Source organism: Streptomyces barkulensis (assembly GCF_002843305.1).
Classification (GTDB): domain Bacteria; phylum Actinomycetota; class Actinomycetes; order Streptomycetales; family Streptomycetaceae; genus Streptomyces; species Streptomyces barkulensis.
Map to the genome: position 1 here is coordinate 36,766 of NZ_PGSG01000059.1, position 20,733 is coordinate 57,498.

Here is a 20,733-nt window from a genome sequence, read left to right on the forward strand (position 1 = left end):
CGCTCAGTCGGCGACGATCCGCACGGCGCCCGGGACGTACTCGCGTTGCCGGACCACCCGGTACCAGCCCCTGGGCAGCGGTATCGCGGCGTGCTCCTCGTGCACCACCCGCCCGCCGTCGGGGAGGTGGAGCAGCAGCGGTCCGAACGGCCCCGCCTCCCGCACGAGCCGGCCCGGTCCCACCACGGCGTGCGCGTGCCCGGTGACCTCGCCCAGGGCCAGCACCATCCGCCCCCGGGCGTCCCGCGGCAGTCCGGTCCGCCCCGTGGCGCCGTCCGGCACGGCCTCCTCGTCCACCGGCACGATCAGCACGTCTCCCTGGCGGTACACAGAGCTCTCCCCTCGACGTCCGCACCGGTCGGTCCGGCGGCGGTGAACGGAAAGCTAGGGCAGGGGTCTGACAGAGCACCCCGAAGGACCCGGGCCGCGCAGCGGGCTGTCAGAGGCGGTTGATAGAACGTTCCGTACTGTCGGCACGCGTTCGGGGGAGCCCCATGACCGTCAACGAGCACCTGCGGGAGCTGTACGCCCTGCCCGCCCACACCTACGTGCCGCCCGGCACGGACGGCGGCCCGGCGGACCCCCTGCCCGCGGCAGCGTCCGTGGCGTGGCGCCTGTCCTACGACCCCTACGACGACGACTTCCCGGCCGAGGACTTCGAGGACGTCTGGCGCGGCTTCCTGGCGGCCGTGGACACCACGGCCGTCCGCGCCCTGATCATCGGCCAGTGGGGCGAGGCCTACGAATCGGACTCCGGTCTCGCCGTCGAACTGCTCACCTCGAACGCGGACCGGTTCCCCGCCCTGGAGGCCGTGTTCATCGGCGACATCGTGGCGGAGGAGTCGGAGATCTCCTGGATCGAGCAGACCGACGTCACCCCGGTCCTGGAGGCCTATCCCCGGCTGCGCGAGTTCGGGGTGCGCGGTGGTTCCGGCCTGACGCTCCGCCCTCTGCGCCACGAGCACCTGCGCACCCTGGTGTTCGAGGCGGGCGGACTGCCCGGCGGCGTCGTGCGCGCGGTCGCCGAAAGCGACCTGCCCGCGCTGGGCCGGCTCGAACTGTGGCTCGGCGTCAGCGAGTACGGGGGCGACGCCACCGTGGAGGACCTGGCTCCGATCCTGACCGGGGAACGCCTGCCCGCACTGCGCGGCCTGGGGCTGAAGAACAGCGAACTGCAGGACGAGATCGCCGCCGCCGTGGCCGGAGCGCCCGTGGTGGCGCGGCTGCGCGCCCTGGATCTGTCCATGGGCACCCTCACCGACCGCGGTGCCGAGTCGCTGCTGAGCGGGCAGCCTCTCACCCACCTGGCACGACTCGACCTCGCCCACCACTTCCTGAGCGACGCCGTGATGGAGCGGCTGCGCGAGGAACTGGAGAGCGCCGGAGTCGATGTGGACCTCTCCGACCAGGAGAAGCCGGACGAGTACCGCGGCGAGGTCTGGCGCTATGTCGCCGTCTCCGAGTGATCCCGGCGGCAGCGGCCCCGGCGGCGGGGCGCCGCGGTTCGCCGTCGTCGGCAACCCCGGAAACCGCCGGGTGGAGTCGTTCACGGCGGCCGTCGCCGGTGCGGGGCTGCCCGCGCCCCGCGTACTGCCGTGGGCCGAGGTGCTGACCGGCGGCGTGCGGTTCGCGGCGGGCGAGACCGTGCGGATCGACTCGCCCGGCGAGGATCCGCGGGTCGAGCGTCTGCTGCGCGGGGTGGACGATCCGGCGCGCGTGGAGGGCACGGCCCGCTGGTACGCGGGCTTCACCACGGCCGTACGCCGTGTCGCCGGGGCCGCCCGGGCCGCCGGGTGCGCGCTGCTGGACGGCCCGGACGATCTGGCGGTGCTCTTCGACAAGCGGCTGTGCCACGGAGCGCTGTCCGGGGCTGGTGTCCCGGTGCCCCCCTCACCGACCTCCGGCCCCCGCGCCGCGCCGGTGACGGGCTGGGAGGACGTGCGCGCGGCGATGCGTGACACGGGGATGCGCCGGGTCTTCGTCAAACTCGCCCACGCGTCCTCCGCCTCCGGGGTGCTGGCCGTCGAGTCGGGCGGGCGCGGCCGGTGGCGCGCCACCACATCCGTCGAACGCACCCCGGACGGGAGTCTGTTCAACTCCCTGCGGGTGCGGCGCTACGACGGCGAGTCCGGCATCGCCGCCGTGGTCGACGCCCTGGCGCCGGACGGCCTGCACATCGAGCGCTGGCTGCCCAAGGCCTCCCAGCACGGCAGGGCGGCCGACCTGCGGGTGGTCGTGGTGGCCGGGGAGGCGACCCATGCCCTGGTGCGCACCGGCCACTCCCCCATGACCAACCTCCACCTCGGCGGTGCCCGCGGCGATCTGGCCGCGGCCCGCGCCGCGGCGGAGGCGGCCGGAGTGTCCTGGACGCGGGTGCTGGAGGTGTGCGAACGTGCCGCGGCCTGCTTCCCCGCCACCCTGTGCGTCGGTGTGGACCTGCTGCCAGCCGCCGGATGGCGGCGTTTCACCGTCGGAGAGGTGAACGCCTTCGGCGACCTGCTGCCCCGGCTGACCGGACTGGCCGGCGGCCGGGCCGAGGGGCGGGACACCTACGCGGCACAGGTCGACGCCGTTCTGCGCGGTGCGGTACCGGGCGGACCGGCTGCCGGCCGGCCGGCAGCCGGAGGACGGGAGGAGGCCCGCCGTGCGGCCCGGTGACGTCGAAGCCCGCGCGGGCATCCCGGACATGAACCGGATCGTGGGCAGCCACGACCTGCTGCTGGTCACTCTGGACACCCTGCGCCACGACGTGGCCCGCGATCTGGCGGCCGAGGGCGCCATCCCCAACCTGGCACGGCACCTGCCGGACGGGCGATGGGAGGAGAGGCACTCCCCCGCCAGTTTCACCTACGCCTCCCACCAGGCGTTCTTCGCCGGTTTCCTGCCCACTCCCACCGCTCCGGGGCCGCATCCGCGACTGTTCGCGGCGCGTTTCGAGGGCAGTGAGAGCACCGCGGGGAGCACCTGGGTCTTCGACGCGCCGGATCTGGTGACCGGGCTGGCACAGGCCGGCTACCACACGGCGTGCATCGGAGGCGTGGGCTTCTTCAACAAGCGCGGCGCACTCGGTTCGGTGCTGCCCGGCCTGTTCGCCGAGAGCCACTGGGAGCCGGAGTTCTCCGTCGCCTCCCCCACCTCCTTCGAGGCTCAGGTCGCCCGTGCCGAGGAGGTGGTGGCCGCGCTCCCGGCCGGGAAGCGGCTGTTCCTGTTCGTCAACGTCTCGGCGCTGCACCAGCCCAACTGGTTCCACCTGCCCGGTGCCACGGCCGGGGCCGGGGACTCCCTCGCCACCCACGCGGCGGCGCTGCGCTATGTGGACCGGCACATCGGGCGCCTGTTCGCCGCCGCGAGCAGCCGCCGCCCGTGCTTCACCGTCGTCTGCTCCGACCACGGCACGGCCTACGGGGAGGACGGCCACACCGGCCACCGGATCGGCCACGAGGTGGTCTGGACGGTGCCGTACGCCCATTTCACCCTCGACGCCTGCGAGCCGCGATGAGCACCACGACCGTTTCCGCCGCCGTTCCGTTCCCGGACGGCGCCCCGGGCCCGCACCGGGACCCGTACCGGAGCCCGTACCAGAGCTATGTGTACGCCTATCCGCACAAGACGGCCTACCGGCGGCTTCCGGAGCGGCCTGCGCTGCGCGGGCTGTGGGCGCGGGAGAGGACCGACGCGCTCTCGCTCTATCTGCACATCCCCTTCTGCGAGGTGCGCTGCGGCTTCTGCAACCTCTTCACCCGCATCGGCGCGCCCGACGGGCTGACCGGCGCCTACCTCGACGCGCTGGAGCGGCAGGCGGGTCCGGTGCGCGAGGCGCTGGGCGAGGGCGCCCGGTTCGCCACCGCGGCCTTCGGCGGCGGCACCCCCACCTTCCTGACCGCCGCCGAGCTGGAGCGGCTCTGCGACATCGCCGAGGAGCGGATGGGAGCGGATCTGCGCGCGGTGCCCCTGTCGGTGGAGGCGTCCCCGTCGACCGCCACCGCCGACCGGCTGGCCGTCCTGGCCGGGCGCGGCACCACACGGCTGAGCCTCGGGGTGCAGAGCTTCGTCGACGCCGAGGCACGGGCCGCGGTGCGCCCCCAGCGGCGCTCGGACGTCGAGGCCGCGCTGGGCCGCGTCCGGGACGCGGGCATCCCGGTGCTCAACATCGACCTGATCTACGGGATCGAGGGGCAGACCACCGCCACCTGGCAGCGCTCCCTGGACGCCGCGCTCGCCTGGGAGCCGGAGGAGTTCTACCTCTACCCGCTCTACGTCCGCCCGCTGACCGGTCTGGGACGCGCCGTCGCGGCCCCCGACGCCCCCGACGCCTCCGGTGTACCCGACCCCCGGTGGGACGCGCAGCGGCTGGCCCTGTACCGCCACGGCCGCGACCATCTGCTGGCACACGGCTACGAGCAGGTGTCGATGCGGATGTTCCGCCGCACCGGGACGGCGGCCGCCGCAAGGACGGGCGGGGGCCCGGCCGACCACGCCTGCCAGACCGACGGCATGGTGGGGCTGGGTTGCGGCGCCCGGTCCTACACCTCCGCCCTGCACTACTCCTTCGACTACGCCGTGGGGATGCGCCGGATACGTTCCATCATCGACGACTACGTCTCCCGCCCGGCCGAGTCCTTCGCCCACGCGGAGGTCGGCCGGTGGATGGACACCGACGAGGCCCGCCGCAGGCACCTGCTCCAGTCGCTGCTCCGGGCCGAGGGGATGGAGACGGCGGAGTACACGGACCGGTTCGGTGCGCCGCCCGCCGAGCACTTCCCCGCCGAACTGGCCGGCTTCGCCGAGCGCGGCTGGCTGGACGAGGGCGGGGCCCCCGGGCGGCTGCGGCTGTCGGCGGAGGGCCTGGCCCACTCCGACGCGGTCGGCCCGGCCCTGTTCTCCCCGTCCGTGCGCGCCGCGATGGCCGCGTACGACCCGAGGTGACGGAGATTGCCGTGGACCTGACCCTGCTCTACCGCGGGCCGCTGGCCTCGTGCGACTACGACTGCCCGTACTGCCCGTTCGCCAAGCGGCGCGACTCCCGCGAGCAGCTGCGCGCCGACCGGGAGGCGTTGGAGCGCTTCTCCGGCTGGGTGGCGGAGCAGCGCGAGGACCGGCTCTCGGTGCTGTTCACCCCGTGGGGCGAGGGCCTGGTGCGGTCGTGGTACCGGCACACCCTGGCCGGGCTGAGCCGGCTGCCGCACGTGGCACGGGTGGCGATCCAGACCAACCTGAGCTGCCGCACCGACTGGCTGGACGACGCCGACACCGGCACCCTCGCCCTGTGGTGCACCTACCATCCCGGCCAGACTCCCTACGGGCGTTTCCTGGCCAGGTGCCGCGAGCTGGCGGACAAGGGCGTGCGCCACAGCGTCGGAATCGTCGGCCTGCCCGGCCATCTGCACCACGCCCGGCGGCTCCGCGCCGATCTGCCCGAGCACGTCTACCTGTGGGTCAACGCCGCCGAGGGCCATGCATACACGGACGAGGAGGCCGACCGGTGGACGGCGATCGACCCCCTCTTCCCGTACAGCCGCCACCCCCACCGCAGTGCCGGGCTCCCCTGCCGCACCGGTGAGTCCGTGGTCTCGGTGGACGGTGCCGGTACGGTGCGGCGCTGCCACTTCGTCCCGGCACCGCTGGGCAACCTCTACGACGGCTCCTGGCGCGCGGCACTGCGGCCCAGGCCCTGTCCGCTGGCCGTCTGCGACTGCCACATCGGATACGTCCACCTGGAGTCGCTGCCGCTGTACGACGTCTTCGCGGGCGGTGTCCTGGAGCGGATACCGGCCTCCTGGCCGGTATCCGGGGCGCGGACTCAGCGCTTGACGCCGACCCCGCCGTAGAGCGCCACGCGGCGCAGTTCGCCGGGCTCGGGCACCGGTCCGTCCGGCCGCCACAGCGGAAGCTGCACCAGCCCGGGGTCGGTGAGGTCCCAGCCGTCGAAGAACGACAGGATCTCGGCATGGCTGCGCAGGCTGACCTGGGCGGTGGCGTTCCGGTAGACGTCGGTGCCCTCCTCCACCCGCCGCTTCTCGTGGAAGTCCGAGGTGCCGTGGGTGAGGACGAGGCAGCTTCCGGGGGGCAGCGCGCCGCCGAGCGCGGCCACGAGTGCGGCGGGGTCCTCCTCGTCCTTGACGAAGTGCAGGACCGCGATGAGGAGGAGGGCCACCGGACGGTCGAAGTCGATCAGTTCCCGGACGGCCGGATGCCCGATGACGGCCTCGGGCCTGCGGGCGTCGGCCAGGACGAACTCGGCGTTGCCCGCGCCGGTGAGCTTGGCGCCGGCGTGGACGGAGACGATGGGGTCGTTGTCGACGTACACCACACGGGTGTCGGGAGCCGCGGCCCGGGCGAGTTCGTGGGTGTTGGGCGAGGTGGGGATGCCGGTGCCGACGTCGATGATCTGACGGATGCCCAGCTCCTCCACCACCGTCCGCACCGCGCGGCCGAGGAAGTCCCGGTTGGCCCGGGCGCTCACCCGCACGTCGGGGGCCAACTTCATCAGGCGCTCGGCGGCCTCGCGGTCCACCTCGTAGTTGTCGCTTCCGCCGAGGTAGTAGTCGTACATGCGGGCCGGGTGCGGCCTGCTGGTGTCGATCTGCTCGGGCGTGAAGCCCTCGTGCGCCTGGTGGATCAGGTGGGGCTGGTCGGTCATGCCGTCGCCGTCCTCGTCATCGTCATCGTCATCGTCTCGTCGGTTCTCAACACGTGCTCTGCGCGGGATGTGCGGAGTGTGCGGGGCGCGGGGGCCGCGGTGCGGGGCCCGCGCTCTCCTGGACGAGCAGGAAGTCGGCCTCCCCCGCCTTGACGCCCCTGATGAACCCGGCCATCGCGTGGTGGGCGTATATCAGAGCGGGTCCGTCGGGGTCGGTGGACTGGCGCAGCGCCACCCTTCCGTCCGCGAGCCGCATGGCCTCCACACAGCTCCCCCCGTTGCCGCCGCTCCACGGCTTGCGCCAGCCCTCGCTCCCCAACTGCCGGGCGGGCATGCCGTTGTAGACGCGTTTTCCCATGGGGTGGTTCACAGCTCCTTGCGCAGGCCGTCCAGGACGGCCTCGGTCCGTCGCACCGGCGCCGCCTGTGCGCACATCCGGTCCAGCGCCTCCTGGAACGCCGAGACGTCGTCGCGCTGGTCGAAGTAGACGGCGCCCACCAGGCTCTCGCTGTAGGCGACGTCGGGCAGTTCCGGGATGGGGAACCGGAAGATGTGGAAGGGCCCGTACATGGCCGGGTGCGGTCCGGCGTCGAAGGGCATGACCTGCAGGCGCACCGTCGGCATCGAGCACGCCTCGATCAGGCGGGAGATCTGCCCGCGCATGACCTCGGGCCCGCCGATGGGCCTGCGCAGCACGGTCTCGTCCATCACCACCCACAGCAGGGGCGGTTCGTCGCGCGTGAGCAGCCGCTGGCGTTCCAGCCGCAGTGCGATGCCGCGCTCGATCTCCTCCTCGGCGGCGTGCGGCATGCCCGCGCGCAGCACGGCGCGGGCGTACTCCTCGGTCTGGAGGAGTCCGGGCACGTAGTGCGGCTCATAGGCGCGGATGACGTGGGATTCGCTCTCCAGGCTGACGAAGGCGCTGAACCAGTCGGGCAGCACGTCGCGGTAGCGGTGCCACCAGCCGGGCCGGTTGGCCTCGCGGGCGAGGGAGAGGAAGCTGTCGATCTCCGTCTGCTCGGTGATGCCGTAGGTGCGCAGCAGCTTCTCGACGTAGGGGATCTTCAGACCGACCTCGGCCCGCTCCATCCGGCGGATCGTGGCGTGTGTGACGTCGAGCGCCTCGGCGGCCCGCTCGTAGGTCAGTCCCGCCCGCCGCCGCAGATCGCCCAGCCGCCGGCCGAGCACCACCCGCAGAACCGTGGGGGCGCCGCCCGCCCTGGTGTCAGCCACCGCACCCCTCCCGCACTCCAACTCGCTTGCCTGTAGCGGCAGTTTGTCATGCCATCGGATCTTCTCGACAGGGTGGCATGCACGTTTGTGCAAACAACAGATTGGTCCTTGCCAGATGTTGCTCACGCCCTTCACACTGAGGACGTGGCTTACTTTTCCGATGTTCGCCCGCTGGAGCGCGCCGGGGGGTCCGTCGAGAGACCCCTGCGAGACGTGTTCCGCCTCCCGGCCATAGGCGCCTCCGTGGCCGAGGCCCGCAGAAGGGTCCTCGCCCGGCTGACGGAGTGGGACATCGGGGCGGTGGTCCGCGACGACGCTCAACTGGTCGTCTCCGAGCTCTTCACCAACGCCGTGCGTCACACCGACAGCGAGAGGGTCGACTGCGAGCTGCGCGTCACGGGCGTACGACTGCGGCTGGCGGTCACCGACCAGGGATCCGGCCCCGCCCGGTACGCCGGGGGCGCGTCGGGGCTCTGTCCGGAGACCGGCGGCGCGGAGGGGGAGAACGGACGCGGACTGCTGCTGGTCAGCGCCCTCGCCGAGGCCTGGGGGGTACGGCCGGGCGCCGGCGGCATGGGCCACACGGTCTGGGCGGAACTGGGCTTCGGCACCTCCGCCCCGTGACGCGGGACCGCCCGGCCTTGGCGGGGGAGGCCGGGCGGTCCCGCGTCGGACACGGCGCCGTCGGGCGGGAGAACGCGCTGCGCCCCGCGGGCGGCCGCGGATAGCGTGGCCGTATGACCACCGTGTCCGACGGCGAACTGATCGCCTCCGCCGAGGCGGTACTCCATCCGCACCCCGTCGGCGGCCGGCTCTTCGGCAACGTGGCCTCGACCCTGGTGACGGAGACGGGCCGCCTCCACTCGGGCGTGTGTATCGACACCGGCTCGGGGACGGGTTTCTGTGCCGAGCACGCGGCCATCGCCGCCATGGTCACGGCGCGCGAGTACCGGATCGCGAGGATCGTCGCCGTATGGCGGGACGAGGAGGGCACGCTGCGCGTGGTACCGCCGTGCGGACGGTGCCGGGAGTTCATCCGGCAGATCGATCCGGGCAACCTCGACACCGAGGTGGTGCTCGGGCCGCGGCACTCGCTCCGGCTGCGGGAGCTGCTGCCGTATCAGGAGTGGCCGAGCGCGTACGGCTGAGCCCGTCCGCGCGCCAGTCCCGAACCGCCTCGAACCACCCCGGACCGGCAGGGGCCGGCGAGCAGCGGCAGGGACCGGCGAGGAGCGCCGCAGACGGTCGTGTCCCGCCCCCCAGGTGTACGGTAAGCGCTTGCCAGACCGCGCCCGTCCCGCCTCCCCTGGAGCCGCAAGTGAGCACGGACCACCGCCCCGCCCGCCCCGGCAGCCCGGCCTCCGGCGAGCTCCGCCTGTGGTATCCCCGCCCCGCCGCCGAATGGCTCCAGGCTCTGCCGGTGGGCAACGGCCGTCTGGGAGCCATGGTGTTCGGCGGCACGGACGGCGAGCGTCTCCAGCTCAACGAGGACACCCTGTGGGCCGGCGGCCCGCACGACTACGACAACCCCCGGGCCCTCGCCTCCCTCCCCGAGGTCCGCCGGCTGGTGTTCGAGGGGCGGTGGGACGAGGCACAGGCCCTGGCCGACTCCGATCTGATGGGCGTCCCCGTCAAGCAGCTCCAGTACCAGACCGTCGGTGATCTGCGTGTGTCCTTCCCCGAAGGCGGCGGGACCACCGGCTACCGGCGCGAGCTCGATCTGGCCACCGCCGTCGCCTCGGTGGAGTACACGCGTGGCGGGGTGCGCCACCGCCGTGAGGTGTTCGCCAGCGCGCCGGACCAGGTGATCGTGGTCCGGCTGACCGCCGACTCCCCCGGCGCGGTCTCCTTCACGGCCCGCCTCGACAGCCCGCTGCGCTCCGCCTCCCGCTCCCCCGCCCCGCACACCATCGCCCTGGACGGCGCCGGCGACGACGCCCAGGGCATCGCGGGCGTGCTGCGCTTTCGCTGCCTGGTGCGGGCGGTCGCCGAGGGAGGCGCCGTGCACTCGGTGGACGGTGAGCTGCACGTCGAGGGGGCCGACGCCGTCACCCTGCTGGTCTCGGCCGCCACCAACCACCGCGACTGGCGCGGTGTGGAGGAGGATCCCGGGGTGGCCGCCCGCCGCGCCGCCGCCCCGGTGGACGCGGCGGCCGCCCGGCCCTGCGCCGAGCTGCGTGCCCGTCATATCCGGGACCATGCGGCGCTGTTCGACCGGGTACGGCTGGAAGTGCCGCCCACACCCGCCGCCGCGCTGCCGACCGACGAGCGGGTGGCGCGCTTCGCGCGCGGTGAGGATCCGCACCTGGTGGCGCTGTACTTCGCCTACGGCCGCTACCTGCTCATCGCCTGTTCCCGTCCCGGCACCCAGCCCGCGAACCTCCAGGGGCTGTGGAACGACCTGACCGACCCGCCGTGGGGCGGCAAGTACACCATCAACATCAACACCGAGATGAACTACTGGCCGGCCGCCCCCGCCAACCTCCTGGAGTGCTGGGAGCCGCTGTTCGGCCTGCTGGAGGATCTGGCCGCCGCCGGCGCCCGTACCGCCCGGGCCGTGTACGGCGCGCGCGGCTGGGTCGCCCACCACAACACCGACCTGTGGCGCGGCACCGCTCCGGTGGACGGGGCGTTCTGGGGGATGTGGCCCACCGGCGGCGCCTGGCTGGCGCTGTCGGTCTGGGAGCACCACCGCTTCACCAAAGACGAGGCGAAGCTGCGGGAGCGCTATCCGGTGCTGGCCGGCGCGGCGCGCTTCTTCCTGGACGCCTTGGTGGAGGACCCCGCGACGGGGGAGCTGGTCACCTGTCCGTCGCTCTCCCCCGAGAACGCCCACCACCTTGGCCCCGGCGGCTCGCTGTGCGCGGGGCCTGCCATGGACAACCAGATCCTGCGCGATCTGTTCGACGCCACCGTCGCGAGCGCCGAACTGCTCGGCGTGGACGAGGAACTGGCGAAGGAGGCGCGGGCGGCGCGCGAGCGGCTGGCTCCGCCCCGGATCGGGGAGCTGGGGCAGCTCCAGGAGTGGCGCGAGGACTGGGACGCGATCGCGCCCGAGCGCGGCCACCGGCATGTCTCGCATCTGTACGCGCTGCACCCGGGCGGCCGGATCACCCGGCGCGGCACCCCCGGGCTGTTCGAGGCGGCGCGCACCACGCTGGAGCTGCGGGGCGACGCGGGCACGGGCTGGTCGCTCGGCTGGAAGATCAACTTCTGGGCGCGGCTGGAGGACGGCGCCCGCTCCCACAAACTGCTGACCGACCAGCTCACCCCCGGGCGCACCGCCCCGAACCTCTTCGATCTGCACCCGCCCTTCCAGATCGACGGCAACTTCGGCGCCACCGCGGGGATCTGCGAGTGGCTGGTGCACAGCCACGCCGGTGAGATCCATCTGCTGCCCGCCCTGCCGCCCGCGCTGCCCGAGGGCTCGGTGCGCGGGCTGCTGGCGCGCGGCGGTTTCGAGGTGGACCTCACCTGGCGCGGCGGCGCGCTGGCCGGAGCCGAGCTGTTCTCCCGGGCCGGACGCCGGGCGCGGGTGCGCACGGCCGGCGAGGTCGCGGTGTCCTGTGAGGGGCGGCCGGTGGAGACCGTACGGCCGGAGGCCGGTGTCGTGGAGTTCGGGACGGCTTCCGGGCGCGTCTACCGGCTCTCCCCGGGCTGAGAAGCACCCACGCGGCGGGAACCCCACGGGGGCCGCCGTCCGTTCTCCGTGACCAGGAGGTGCGCCGTGGGTACTGGACACGCACGACGGGGAGAGGGCGACGGCGACGACGCCGGAAGAGGCGCCTGGGACGACGTCGTACTCGACGAGGACTTCATACGCGGCGCCGAGGTGAGCGAGCCGGCCGCGCGTACGCGCATGCTGCGGGCCCGCTGGCGGGACGATCCGCCCGAGCCGCAGCCGTGGCGGGCGGACGAGCCCCCGGCGGGGTGGTTCTGGAGCAGGGGCCGGCGCAAGGGGCGCCGGTGGCGCCGCCGCCGCAATGACGGCTGACGCCCCCGGCCGCGCCTCTCGCGGCGGAGGCGGACCGTGCGGGGGCGCGGGCCGCCACCCGCGCCCCCGCACGGGGCCTCACCGGCCCGGGCCGTCCGCGGCTGGAACGGCCGGCCCGGGTCGGCCGTTTCAGCCGCGGACGCCCAGCAGGTGCTCCAGCGCCAGCTGGTCCAGCCGCTCGAAGGCCATGCCGCGCCCGGCCGCGGCGTCCACGTCGAACTCCTCGAAGGCGGCGGTGTCGGCCAGCAGGCCGGCGGCGGTCTCGCCCTCGTTCAGGGTCGGCCGGGCCAGCTCGTCCAGGCGCGAGGCGCGCAGCGCCTCCTGGACCTCGGGGTCGGCGCGGAAGGCGGCGGCCTTCTCCTTGAGGATCAGGTAGTTGCGCATGCAGCCGGCCGCCGACGCCCACACTCCGTCGAAGTCCTCGGTGCGCGGCGGCTTGAAGTCGAAGTGCCGCGGGCCCTCGTAGCCGGCCGACTCCAGCAGGTCCACCAGCCAGAACGCCTGGCGCAGGTCGCCGGCGCCGAAGCGGAAGTCCTGGTCGTACTTGATGCCGGACTGGCCGTTGAGGTCGATGTGGAAGAGCTTGCCGTGCCACAGCGCCTGGGCGATGCCGTGCGGGAAGTTCAGTCCGGCCATCTGCTCGTGGCCGACCTCGGGGTTGAGGCCGACGCGGTCGGCGTGCTCCAGCTCGTTGATGAACGCCAGCGCGTGGCCGACGGTCGGCAGCAGGATGTCGCCGCGCGGCTCGTTGGGCTTGGGCTCGATGGCGAAGCGCAGGTCGTAGCCCTGGGAGACGACGTAGTCGCCCAGGAGGTCGAAGGCCTCCTTGAGGCGGTCCAGCGCGACCCGCACGTCCTTGGCGCCGCCCGACTCCGCGCCCTCGCGGCCGCCCCAGGCGACGTAGGTGGTGGCGCCCAGTTCGGCGGCCAGGTCGATGTTGCGCAGGGTCTTGCGCAGCGCGTAGCGGCGCACGTCCCGGTCGTTGGCGGTGAAGGCGCCGTCCTTGAACACCGGGTGCTTGAAGAGGTTGGTGGTGGCCATCGGCACTTTCATGCCGGTGGCGTCCAGCGCCTGGCGGAAGCGCTTGACGATGCCCTCGCGCTCGGCCTCGGAGGAGCCGAAGGGGATCAGGTCGTCGTCGTGGAAGGTGACGCCGTGTGCGCCCAGCTCGGAGAGCTTCTGGACGGTCTCGACCGGGTCGAGGGCGGGGCGGGTGGCGTCGCCGAAGGGGTCGCCGCCCTGCCAGCCCACGGTCCACAGACCGAAGGTGAACTTGTGCTCGGGTGTCGGCTCGTAGCTCATGTCATGCCTCTCGGGTATTTCGTCAGGCCCGTTGACAAATTAGTATGCGCCCAGAAGCCCCAGAGAGGAAGAGGCGACATGGCCGCACCCGAAGGTCCGCTCGTTGTCGGTGTGGACAGCTCGACGCAGTCCACCAAAGCGCTGGTCGTCGACGCCGCCACCGGCGAGGTGGTCGCGCGCGGCCAGGCACCCCACACCGTCTCGCCCGACCACGAGAGCGATCCGGAGCAGTGGTGGCAGGCGCTGCGGCAGGCGCTGGACCAGTGCGGGCCGGCCGTCCACCGGGCCGCCGCGGTCTCGGTCGGCGGCCAGCAGCACGGGCTGGTGACGCTGGACGGCCAGGGCCGCCCCGTCCGCCCCGCCCTGCTGTGGAACGACGTGCGCTCCGCCCCGCAGCGCGACCGCCTGGTGGCCGAGCTGGGCGGGCCCGAGGCCTGGGCCGAACGCTTCGGCAGCGTCCCGGCGGCCTCCTTCACCGTCACCAAGTGGCAGTGGCTGCGCGAGAACGAGCCCGAGGCCGCCGCCGCGGTGAAGGCGGTGCGGCTGCCGCACGACTACCTCACCGAGCGCCTGACCGGCCAGGGCACCACCGACCGGGGCGACGCCTCGGGCACCGGCTGGTGGTCGACGGCCGATGAGGCCTACGACCAGGAGATCCTGGGGAAGGTCGGCCTCTCCCCCGAGCTGCTGCCCCGCGTACTGGGCCACGGCGAGGCGGCCGGTACGGTACGGCCTCAGGAGGGGCTGCCACTGCCCCAGGGCACGCTGGTGGCCACCGGCACCGGCGACAACATGGCCGCCGCCCTCGGCCTCGGTCTGCGGCCGGGCCGGCCGGTGCTGAGCCTGGGCACCTCCGGCACCGTCTACGCCGTCTCCACCCGCCGCCCCGCCGACCCCACCGGCACCGTCGCCGGCTTCGCCGACGCCCGCACCGACTGGCTGCCGCTGGCCTGCACCCTCAACTGCACCCTGGCCGTGGACCGCGTCGCGGCCCTGTTCGGCCTGGACCGCGAGGCCGTCGAGCCGGGCGGCGGCGTGACCGTCCTGCCGTTCCTGGACGGCGAGCGCACCCCCAACCTCCCCTACGCCTCCGGCACCCTGACCGGCCTGCGGCACGACACGAGCGCGGGCCAGATCCTCCAGGCCACCTACGACGGCGCGGTCTACGCCCTGCTGGCCGCCCTGGGCCTGGTCCTGGACGAGGACGCCGAGCCGGACGCCCCGATCCTGCTGATCGGCGGCGGCGCGAAGGGCACCGCGTGGCGTGAGACGGTACGACGCCTGTCGGGGCGGCCGGTGGTCGTGCCGCGCGCGCAGGAGCTGGTCGCGCTCGGCGCCGCGGCGCAGGCCGCGGCCCTGGTGCTGGGCGAGGACGCGGCGGCGGTCGCCCGCCGCTGGTCCACCGCCGAGGGCCCCTCCTACGAGGCGGTGGAGCGCGACGAGGAGGCGCTGACCCGCCTGGCGGCCACCCTGAGCGACGCCGATACGCTGCTGCGGCGGCACTGACCGGCGGCGCCGTCCCACAACCCGCCCGGCACAGCCTTGCCGCGCAAGCCCCGCCGCGCAGGTCCCGTCCCGTGTCACCACCGTCCGCGGCACCGTCCGCACAGCCCTTGAGGAGTACGCCACCGATGGCAGCACCCGCGCCCAACACCCAGCAGGAGATGCGGCGGCGGAACCTGGCGCGCGTACTGCACGCGGTGGCCGACGGCGGCCCCCAGTCGCGGGCCGCCGTCGCGGCGCGGATCGGGCTCACCCGCACCGCCGTCTCCACCCTCGTGGACGAACTCCTGGGCGCCGGGCTGCTGGTGGAGCTGGGGCCGGGCCGCTCCGGCGCGGTGGGGCGGCCGGGCACCGCGCTGGCGCTCAGCGACGGCGGCCCCTGCGGGATCGGCGCCGAGATCGGCGTCGACCACCTCGCCGTGTGCGCCGTCGACCTGCGCGGCGAGGTCCGCGCCCGCACCGCGATGGACGCGGCCAACCGCGACAGCGATCCCGGCCCGGTGCTGGAACAGCTGGCCGGTCTGGTCGGGGAGGTCGCGCACGAGGCCCGCGGGCTGGGACTGCGCCCGGCCGGGCTGGCCGTGGCCGTGCCCGGCCTGGTCGCCCGCGGCACCACCACCATCGTCCAGGCCCCCAACCTCGGCTGGACGGACCTCGACCTGGGCCCCCGCCTGGCCGAGAAGGCCCTCGGCGGCGGCAATGCTGGCGGCAGTGGCAGTGGCAGTGGCGGTGTTGGCGCCGGTGGCACGGCCGTGTGCTCCATCGACAACGAGGCCAACCTCGGCGCCCTGGCCGAGCTGTGGCTGGGCGGCCACACCCCGCCGCCCGACGACTTCGTGCACGTCTCGGCCGAGATCGGCATCGGTGCCGCGATCGTGGTGGACGGGGAACTCCTGCGCGGCACCCGCGGGTTCGCCGGCGAACTGGGCCATGTGCCGGTGCGCCCGGAGGGCCGCCCGTGCGCCTGCGGCGGGATCGGCTGCCTGGAGCAGTACGCGGGTGAGGAGGCCGTCCTGCGGGCCGCCGGGCTCGACCCGCGCGCCACCGCCGCACAGCACCCCGGTCCCGGCGCCCGCATCGACCTGCTCGCCACTCGCGCCGAGGGCGGCGACCGCGCGGTGCTGGGAGCGCTGGCCGAGGCCGGAAGCGCGCTGGGCACCGCCCTGACCGGCGCGGTCAACCTGCTCGACCCGCAGACCGTGGTCCTGGGCGGTGCCCTCGCCCGGCTGGCGCCCTGGCTGCTGCCCTCCCTGGAGCACGAACTGGGCCGCCGTCTGGCCGGCCCCCCGCCGGTGTCGGTCTCCCGCCTCGGCGCGGACGGGCCGCTGCTGGGCGCGGCCCACTCCGTCGTCCGCGCGGTCCTGGACGACCCGATGGCCCACCGCGCCTGACGGGCCGCGGCGCAGGAGGGCGGGCAGAGACGGCGGCGCCCCCGTACACGGTGGTCCACCCCCGCAGACGTCAACACCAGCGCCCATCGTTCATCACTCCGGGGCATTCGGTGTCCGTTTCACCATGACGGCGGTCCCGCCTGCGCAGAGAACCCTCCGTGTACCGAAGGCACAGCAGGTGGGGAGCGGGAGCGGGAGCGGTCGCCCTGGTGCTCGCCGCGGCGGGCGGGGCCCGCGCCGACGGGACGGCCGTTCCACGGCCCTCCCCGGCCCTCGTCCCGGGCATCGAGATCCGAACCGACGGCGGGACCGGGACACGGCCGGCCGACGGTGACACGTCGGTGGTGGTCGTGGAGCGCCCCGGCTGCCCGAGCCTGTCCGTGGTGATCACGGCCGGCGGCGAGGACGGCATGAGGCTCGACGCGTTCCTGGGGCGCCCTTGCCCGCCCGCGCATCCCCCGACACCCGCGCCCACGCCCGCACCCGCACCGCCACCTCGGGCGTCGCCGTCGCCCGTACCGTCCGCGACTTCCGAACCACCGTCCGTCCGGCCCACCGCGAAACCGCGCCCGACGGCCGGGGCCGTCGCCGCGCCGACCGCCCCCGTGCCCGGCGGACCGGTTTCTGCGCCGCCCGCGCGGGAGAGCACGCCGCCGAAGCGCCCCTCCCCGCCGCCGAGCGCCTCCTCCCTGCCCGCACCCCGCCCCGGGGCCGGGCGCCACCGGTCCGACGCGGGGCTGCCGCTGACCGGACGCGCCCTGCTGATCGTCGCCCCGGCGGTGCTGGCCGCCGCCGCGCTGCGCCCGCGATCCGGTTCCCGATCCCGCTGACCCCGAGGCCCAAGGCCCGAAGGAGCCCCCCGTGACCGAATGGCTCTTCCTGTTCCTCGCCGTCGCCGCCTCCTGCGCCACCGTCGTGACCGTCATCCTGCTGCGGCGGCGCCGGGCGGGCGAGGACGACGACCCGTCCGAGACGCCCGACGTCATCGAGTACATGACGATGATGATCGGCGTGGTGTACGCGATCGTCCTCGGTCTGGCCATCGCGGGCGTCTGGGAGGGACGCTCCGCCGCACAGGAGTGGACGCGCCAGGAGGCTCAGGCGCTGTACGAGGTGCGCGAGCGCGCCCAGGCCTACCCCGCCGCGGTCCGCGACCGCGTTCGCGAGGACGTCGACGCGTATGTCCGCCACACGGTCGCGGTGGAGTGGTCCCACATGGCCGAGCACGGCGAGACGACCGAACGTGGCACGGTGCTCCTGGCGGACCTGCGGCGGACCGTCACCGGCCACGAGCCGGTCACCGTGCGCGAGACGCAGACGTACCAGGCCCTGGTGGACCAGGTGGCCCTGGCCGACGAGGCACGTGCCGCCAGGTCGCAGGGCGCCGAGCCGACGCTGCCCGGTGTGGTGTGGCTCGGCCTGGTGTCGGGCGCCGTGATCGCGGTGGGCATGGTGTTCGCCCTGCAGATCCGGCGCTCGGGCCGGGAACTGGCGCTGGCCGGCCTGTTCACCGCGCTGATCGCGTTCCTGCTCTTCCTGGTCTGGTACTTCGACTCGCCGTTCACCCGCGGGTTCGCGGACTCGGCCGAGTCGTTCACCGCGCTCTTCCCCGGCACCGCGGGCGACTGAGATCACACCGCGCACCCCGGGCTGCGCGCGACCGGATGGGTAGGCACTCTGGAGACCGACCGCACGGCCGTGAACCAGACGAGGAGCCCCGGGTGCCCGCACTCTTCCCCAGCCTGTACCAGGCGCCGGACAAACCCGCGCTGCACTTCGGAGACCGGGTGATCGACTACGGCCGGCTGGCCGGGGCCGCGCACGCGCTCGCCCTGGAGATCGCCGACACCGGGCGGGTGGCGGTGTGGGCGACCCCCTCGCCGCACACCTGCGTCGGCGTTCTGGCCGCCCTGCTGGCCGGGGTCCCCGCCGTCCCCGTCAACCCGCGCATCGGCGAGGAGGAACTGGCCCACATCCTCGGCGACAGCACGCCCACCCGGGTACTGGCCGCCTCCGGCGACGAGCTGCCCCCGGCACTGGACGCGCTGCCGCGCACCGACGTCGCGCTGGAGCCGGAGGCGGATCCCAGCCCCGACGGCACCACGGCCGCGCCCGACGAGAACGGCCCGGCGCTGATCGTCTACACCTCCGGCACCACCGGACCGCCCAAGGGCGTGGTGGTACCGCGCCGCGCGATCGCGAGCACGCTGGACGACCTGGCCGACGTCTGGCGGTGGACCGGTGACGACGTGCTGGTGCACGCGCTGCCGCTGTTCCATGTGCACGGGCTGGTCCTGGGCGTGCTGGGCCCGCTGCGGCGCGGCGGCACGCTGCGCCATCTGGGCCGCTTCTCGCCCGAGGCCGTCGCGGCGGCGCTGGAGGAGGGCGGCACCATGGTGTTCGGGGTGCCGACGATGTACCACCGGCTGGCCGAGGCCCTGGAGACCGGCGGCGGGGCGGGCGGCGAGGGGGACGGCGAGGACGGCGGCCGGCTGGCCGCGGCCCTGCGCGGGGCCCGGCTGCTGGTGTCCGGCTCGGCCGCGCTGCCCCTGCACGACCACGAGCGGATCACGGCCGCGACCGGGCAGCGCGTCGTCGAGCGCTACGGGATGACCGAGACACTGATGATCACCAGCGTCCGGGCGGACGGCGAGCGCCGCGCCGGCACCGTGGGCGTCCCCCTGCCCAGCGTGGACGTACGGCTGGTGGACGACGAGGGGCGGCGCATCGAGGGCGGCGACGGCGAGACCGTGGGCGAGGTCCAGGTGCGCGGACCCAACCTGTTCACCGAGTACCTGCACCGGCCGGACGCCACCGCGCAGGCCTTCGCGGGCGGCTGGTTCCGCACCGGCGACATGGCCACCCGGGACGCCGACGGCTTCTACCGGATCGTGGGCCGCAGGGCGACGGACCTGATCAAGAGCGGCGGCTACCGGATCGGCGCCGGGGAGATCGAGAACTGCCTGCTGGGCCATCCCGGCGTCGCCGAGGCGGCGGTCGTCGGCGAGCCCGACCCGGACCTGGGCGAGCGGATCGTGGCGTGGGTGGTGCCGGCCGGCGGGCAGGCGCCCACCGGGCAGGAGCTGGTCGACCATGTGGCGCGGCGGCTCACGCCGCACAAGCGGCCCCGGGCCGTGCGGTTCACCGACGCCCTGCCCCGCAACGACATGGGCAAGGTCATGAAGCGGGAGCTGGGCCGTGGCTGAGCGGCCGGCCGGAGAGGGGCCGAAGCCGACGGGGCCGGGCGGGCGGCTGCCGGCCCGTGCGGTGATCGGCGCGGTGGCCGACGGCTTCACCGAGCTGCCCGGTACCGACGGCGGCGGGGGCGTAGGTGCCGGTGCCGGCGCTTACGGGGACGGGCCGATCGCCTGGGAGGGCTACGGCCGGGCGCTGGCCCGCGCGCACGAGCGCACCGGCGAGCACGAGTCGGTGGTGTGCGGCACCGGCACGGTCGGCGGTGTCCCCGCGGTCCTGATCGTCTTCGAGTTCGCCTTCCTCGGCGGCTCCCTCGGGCAGCGCACCGGCGACCGGATCGAGGCCGCCCACCAGCACGCCCGCGAGGCTCGGCTGCCGGTGGTGTCCCTGACCGCGACCGGCGGCAGCCGTATGCAGGAGGGCATGCGGGCCCTGGTCCAGCTCCAGCGCGTGGCGCGGCAGTCGGCGCTGACCCGGGCGGCGGGTCTGCCGCAGATCGCCGTCGTACGGGACCCGACGACCGGCGGCGGCTGGGCGACGCTGGGTGCGGGCTCCGACGTGGTGCTGGCCCTGCCGGGCGCCCAGGTCGCCTTCGCCGGTTCCCGGGTGCGCCCGCCGGACGCCGACCCCGCCGCGTACGGCGCCGAGGAGAAGCTGGCGGCCGGGCAGGTCGACCGGGTCGTGGCGCCGAAGGAGCTGCCCGGTGTCCTGGGCCGCTGGCTGTCCCTGCTCTCCTCCCCCGACGGCTCCCCCGGTGCCGCTGGCGGTCCCGCCGAACCACCTCGCGCGCTGGGCGGCGCGGGCGCGCCGGGCCTGCCGGGCCTGCCGGGCCTGCCGGGCCTGCCGGGCCTGCCGGAGACGGGCTGGGAGGCGGTGGAGCGGGCCCGCTCCGCCCGCCGGCCGCGCGCGGACGCCTATCTGGACGCGCACTTCGAGGTCCGCGAGGAGATATCGGGCGACCGCTGCGGCGGCACCGACCCGGGGGTGCGCTGCGGTTTCGGGCGCAGGGACGGCCGCACCATCGCCTACGCCGCCCAGTGCGGCACGCCGACCCTGCCGGCGGGCTTCCGCACCGCCACCCGGCTGATCCGGCTGGCCGACCGGCTGGGCATCCCGGTGCTCACCCTGGTGGACACCCCGGGCGCGGCCAACGACGAGGCGGCCGAGCGCTCCGGCGCGGGCGCGGCCATCGCGGACCTCTTCGCGGCGGTGGCCGAGGCCCGGGTCCCGGTGACGACCCTGGTGGTCGGCGAGGGCGGTTCGGGCGGAGCGCTGGCGCTGGCGGCGCCGGAGAACACCTGGGTCACCCCGGACTGCTACTTCTCCGTCATCGCCCCGGAGTCGGCCGCTGCCATCCTCAAGCGCGGCCCGGAGCACGTCCGCGAGACGGCCGGCGAGCTGCGGCTGCGCCCGCAGGACCTGGTGGATCTGGGCGTGGCGCGCGGCATCGTGCGGCCGTAGCGCCGCCGTGCCGG

At 74.7% G+C, this 20,733-nt stretch carries 20 protein-coding genes; 15 read left to right on the forward strand and 5 right to left on the reverse strand.

What is annotated here, in order from left to right; translation table 11 throughout:
- Positions 1–3: 3 nt before the first annotated feature.
- Complete coding sequence (locus tag CUT83_RS12060) at positions 4–330, reverse strand: DUF8820 family protein (RefSeq protein ID WP_101255842.1); 327 nt, start codon at positions 328–330, stop codon at positions 4–6.
- A 164-nt stretch (positions 331–494) separates the two neighbouring features.
- Here CUT83_RS12060 and CUT83_RS12065 point away from each other — a divergent pair, with 164 nt between their 5' ends.
- The 5 genes from CUT83_RS12065 to CUT83_RS12085 are packed head-to-tail and all read left to right on the forward strand — an operon-like array spanning position 495 to position 5,828.
- Complete coding sequence (locus CUT83_RS12065; RefSeq protein WP_101255843.1) at positions 495–1,466, forward strand: STM4015 family protein; 972 nt, start codon at positions 495–497, stop codon at positions 1,464–1,466.
- Positions 1,447–2,658: an STM4014 family protein gene (locus CUT83_RS12070; protein WP_173915062.1), complete on the forward strand. Its 1,212-nt coding sequence runs from the start codon at positions 1,447–1,449 to the stop codon at positions 2,656–2,658. Before CUT83_RS12065 ends, CUT83_RS12070 begins: the two co-directional genes overlap by 20 nt.
- A gap of 28 nt (positions 2,659–2,686) precedes the next feature.
- Positions 2,687–3,499 (forward strand): STM4013/SEN3800 family hydrolase, encoded by an 813-nt coding sequence (locus CUT83_RS12075; RefSeq protein WP_101255884.1) that lies wholly within the window; start codon positions 2,687–2,689, stop codon positions 3,497–3,499.
- Positions 3,496–4,926, forward strand: coding sequence for an STM4012 family radical SAM protein (locus tag CUT83_RS12080; RefSeq protein ID WP_101255844.1), 1,431 nt, complete (start codon positions 3,496–3,498; stop codon positions 4,924–4,926). Before CUT83_RS12075 ends, CUT83_RS12080 begins: the two co-directional genes overlap by 4 nt.
- Positions 4,927–4,937: 11 nt before the next feature.
- The gene (locus CUT83_RS12085; RefSeq protein WP_101255845.1) at positions 4,938–5,828 is read left to right on the forward strand and encodes an STM4011 family radical SAM protein; all 891 of its coding nucleotides are present in this window, start codon (positions 4,938–4,940) and stop codon (positions 5,826–5,828) included.
- Here CUT83_RS12085 and CUT83_RS12090 read toward each other — a convergent pair.
- From CUT83_RS12090 to CUT83_RS12100, 3 genes are read right to left on the reverse strand one after another with little or no spacing between them, the layout of a single operon-like run.
- Positions 5,801–6,640: an SAM-dependent methyltransferase gene (locus CUT83_RS12090; RefSeq protein ID WP_101255846.1), complete on the reverse strand. Its 840-nt coding sequence runs from the start codon at positions 6,638–6,640 to the stop codon at positions 5,801–5,803. The genes CUT83_RS12085 and CUT83_RS12090 overlap by 28 nt on opposite strands.
- A gap of 46 nt (positions 6,641–6,686) precedes the next feature.
- Positions 6,687–6,998 (reverse strand): DUF397 domain-containing protein, encoded by a 312-nt coding sequence (locus CUT83_RS12095; RefSeq protein ID WP_101255847.1) that lies wholly within the window; start codon positions 6,996–6,998, stop codon positions 6,687–6,689.
- An 8-nt stretch (positions 6,999–7,006) separates the two neighbouring features.
- A complete protein-coding gene (locus CUT83_RS12100; RefSeq protein ID WP_101255848.1) occupies positions 7,007–7,873 on the reverse strand; it encodes a Sco1979 family transcriptional regulator in 867 nt (288 codons plus the stop codon).
- A 213-nt stretch (positions 7,874–8,086) separates the two neighbouring features.
- Here CUT83_RS12100 and CUT83_RS12105 point away from each other — a divergent pair, with 213 nt between their 5' ends.
- The 4 genes from CUT83_RS12105 to CUT83_RS12115 all read left to right on the forward strand — a co-directional run bounded on the left by CUT83_RS12105 (position 8,087) and on the right by CUT83_RS12115 (position 11,867).
- On the forward strand, positions 8,087–8,497 hold the full coding sequence (locus tag CUT83_RS12105) for an ATP-binding protein (protein WP_241524788.1): 411 nt from the start codon (positions 8,087–8,089) through the stop codon (positions 8,495–8,497).
- Between the two features lie 113 nt (positions 8,498–8,610).
- Entirely contained in the window at positions 8,611–9,021 is a 411-nt protein-coding gene (locus CUT83_RS30915; RefSeq protein WP_107490857.1) for a cytidine deaminase family protein, read from the forward strand.
- A gap of 170 nt (positions 9,022–9,191) precedes the next feature.
- Positions 9,192–11,534, forward strand: a complete 2,343-nt coding sequence (locus CUT83_RS12110) for a glycoside hydrolase family 95 protein (protein WP_165869424.1) — start codon at positions 9,192–9,194, stop codon at positions 11,532–11,534.
- A 66-nt stretch (positions 11,535–11,600) separates the two neighbouring features.
- The gene (locus CUT83_RS12115) at positions 11,601–11,867 is read left to right on the forward strand and encodes an SGM_3592 family protein (protein WP_101255851.1); all 267 of its coding nucleotides are present in this window, start codon (positions 11,601–11,603) and stop codon (positions 11,865–11,867) included.
- 129 nt (positions 11,868–11,996) lie between these two features.
- On the opposite strand, the gene xylA is transcribed toward CUT83_RS12115, so the two are convergent.
- The gene (gene xylA / locus CUT83_RS12120) at positions 11,997–13,169 is read right to left on the reverse strand and encodes a xylose isomerase (protein WP_101255852.1); all 1,173 of its coding nucleotides are present in this window, start codon (positions 13,167–13,169) and stop codon (positions 11,997–11,999) included.
- 78 nt (positions 13,170–13,247) lie between these two features.
- Between xylA and xylB the strand changes: the two genes are divergently transcribed.
- The 6 genes from xylB (at position 13,248) to CUT83_RS12150 (ending at position 20,719) form a co-directional block, all read left to right on the forward strand.
- On the forward strand, positions 13,248–14,675 hold the full coding sequence (xylB, locus tag CUT83_RS12125; protein ID WP_101255853.1) for a xylulokinase: 1,428 nt from the start codon (positions 13,248–13,250) through the stop codon (positions 14,673–14,675).
- 125 nt (positions 14,676–14,800) lie between these two features.
- Positions 14,801–16,063 (forward strand): ROK family transcriptional regulator, encoded by a 1,263-nt coding sequence (locus tag CUT83_RS12130; protein WP_101255854.1) that lies wholly within the window; start codon positions 14,801–14,803, stop codon positions 16,061–16,063.
- Between the two features lie 158 nt (positions 16,064–16,221).
- Positions 16,222–16,893 carry a hypothetical protein gene (locus CUT83_RS12135; protein WP_143688539.1) on the forward strand — a complete coding sequence of 224 codons (672 nt, stop codon included), beginning with the start codon at positions 16,222–16,224 and terminating at the stop codon, positions 16,891–16,893.
- Between the two features lie 31 nt (positions 16,894–16,924).
- Complete coding sequence (locus tag CUT83_RS12140; RefSeq protein ID WP_101255856.1) at positions 16,925–17,692, forward strand: bestrophin-like domain; 768 nt, start codon at positions 16,925–16,927, stop codon at positions 17,690–17,692.
- A 92-nt stretch (positions 17,693–17,784) separates the two neighbouring features.
- Entirely contained in the window at positions 17,785–19,269 is a 1,485-nt protein-coding gene (locus tag CUT83_RS12145; protein ID WP_101255857.1) for an acyl-CoA synthetase, read from the forward strand.
- Entirely contained in the window at positions 19,262–20,719 is a 1,458-nt protein-coding gene (locus tag CUT83_RS12150) for a carboxyl transferase domain-containing protein (protein WP_101255858.1), read from the forward strand. The genes CUT83_RS12145 and CUT83_RS12150 overlap by 8 nt, the downstream gene beginning before the upstream one ends.
- Positions 20,720–20,733 lie beyond the last annotated feature (14 nt).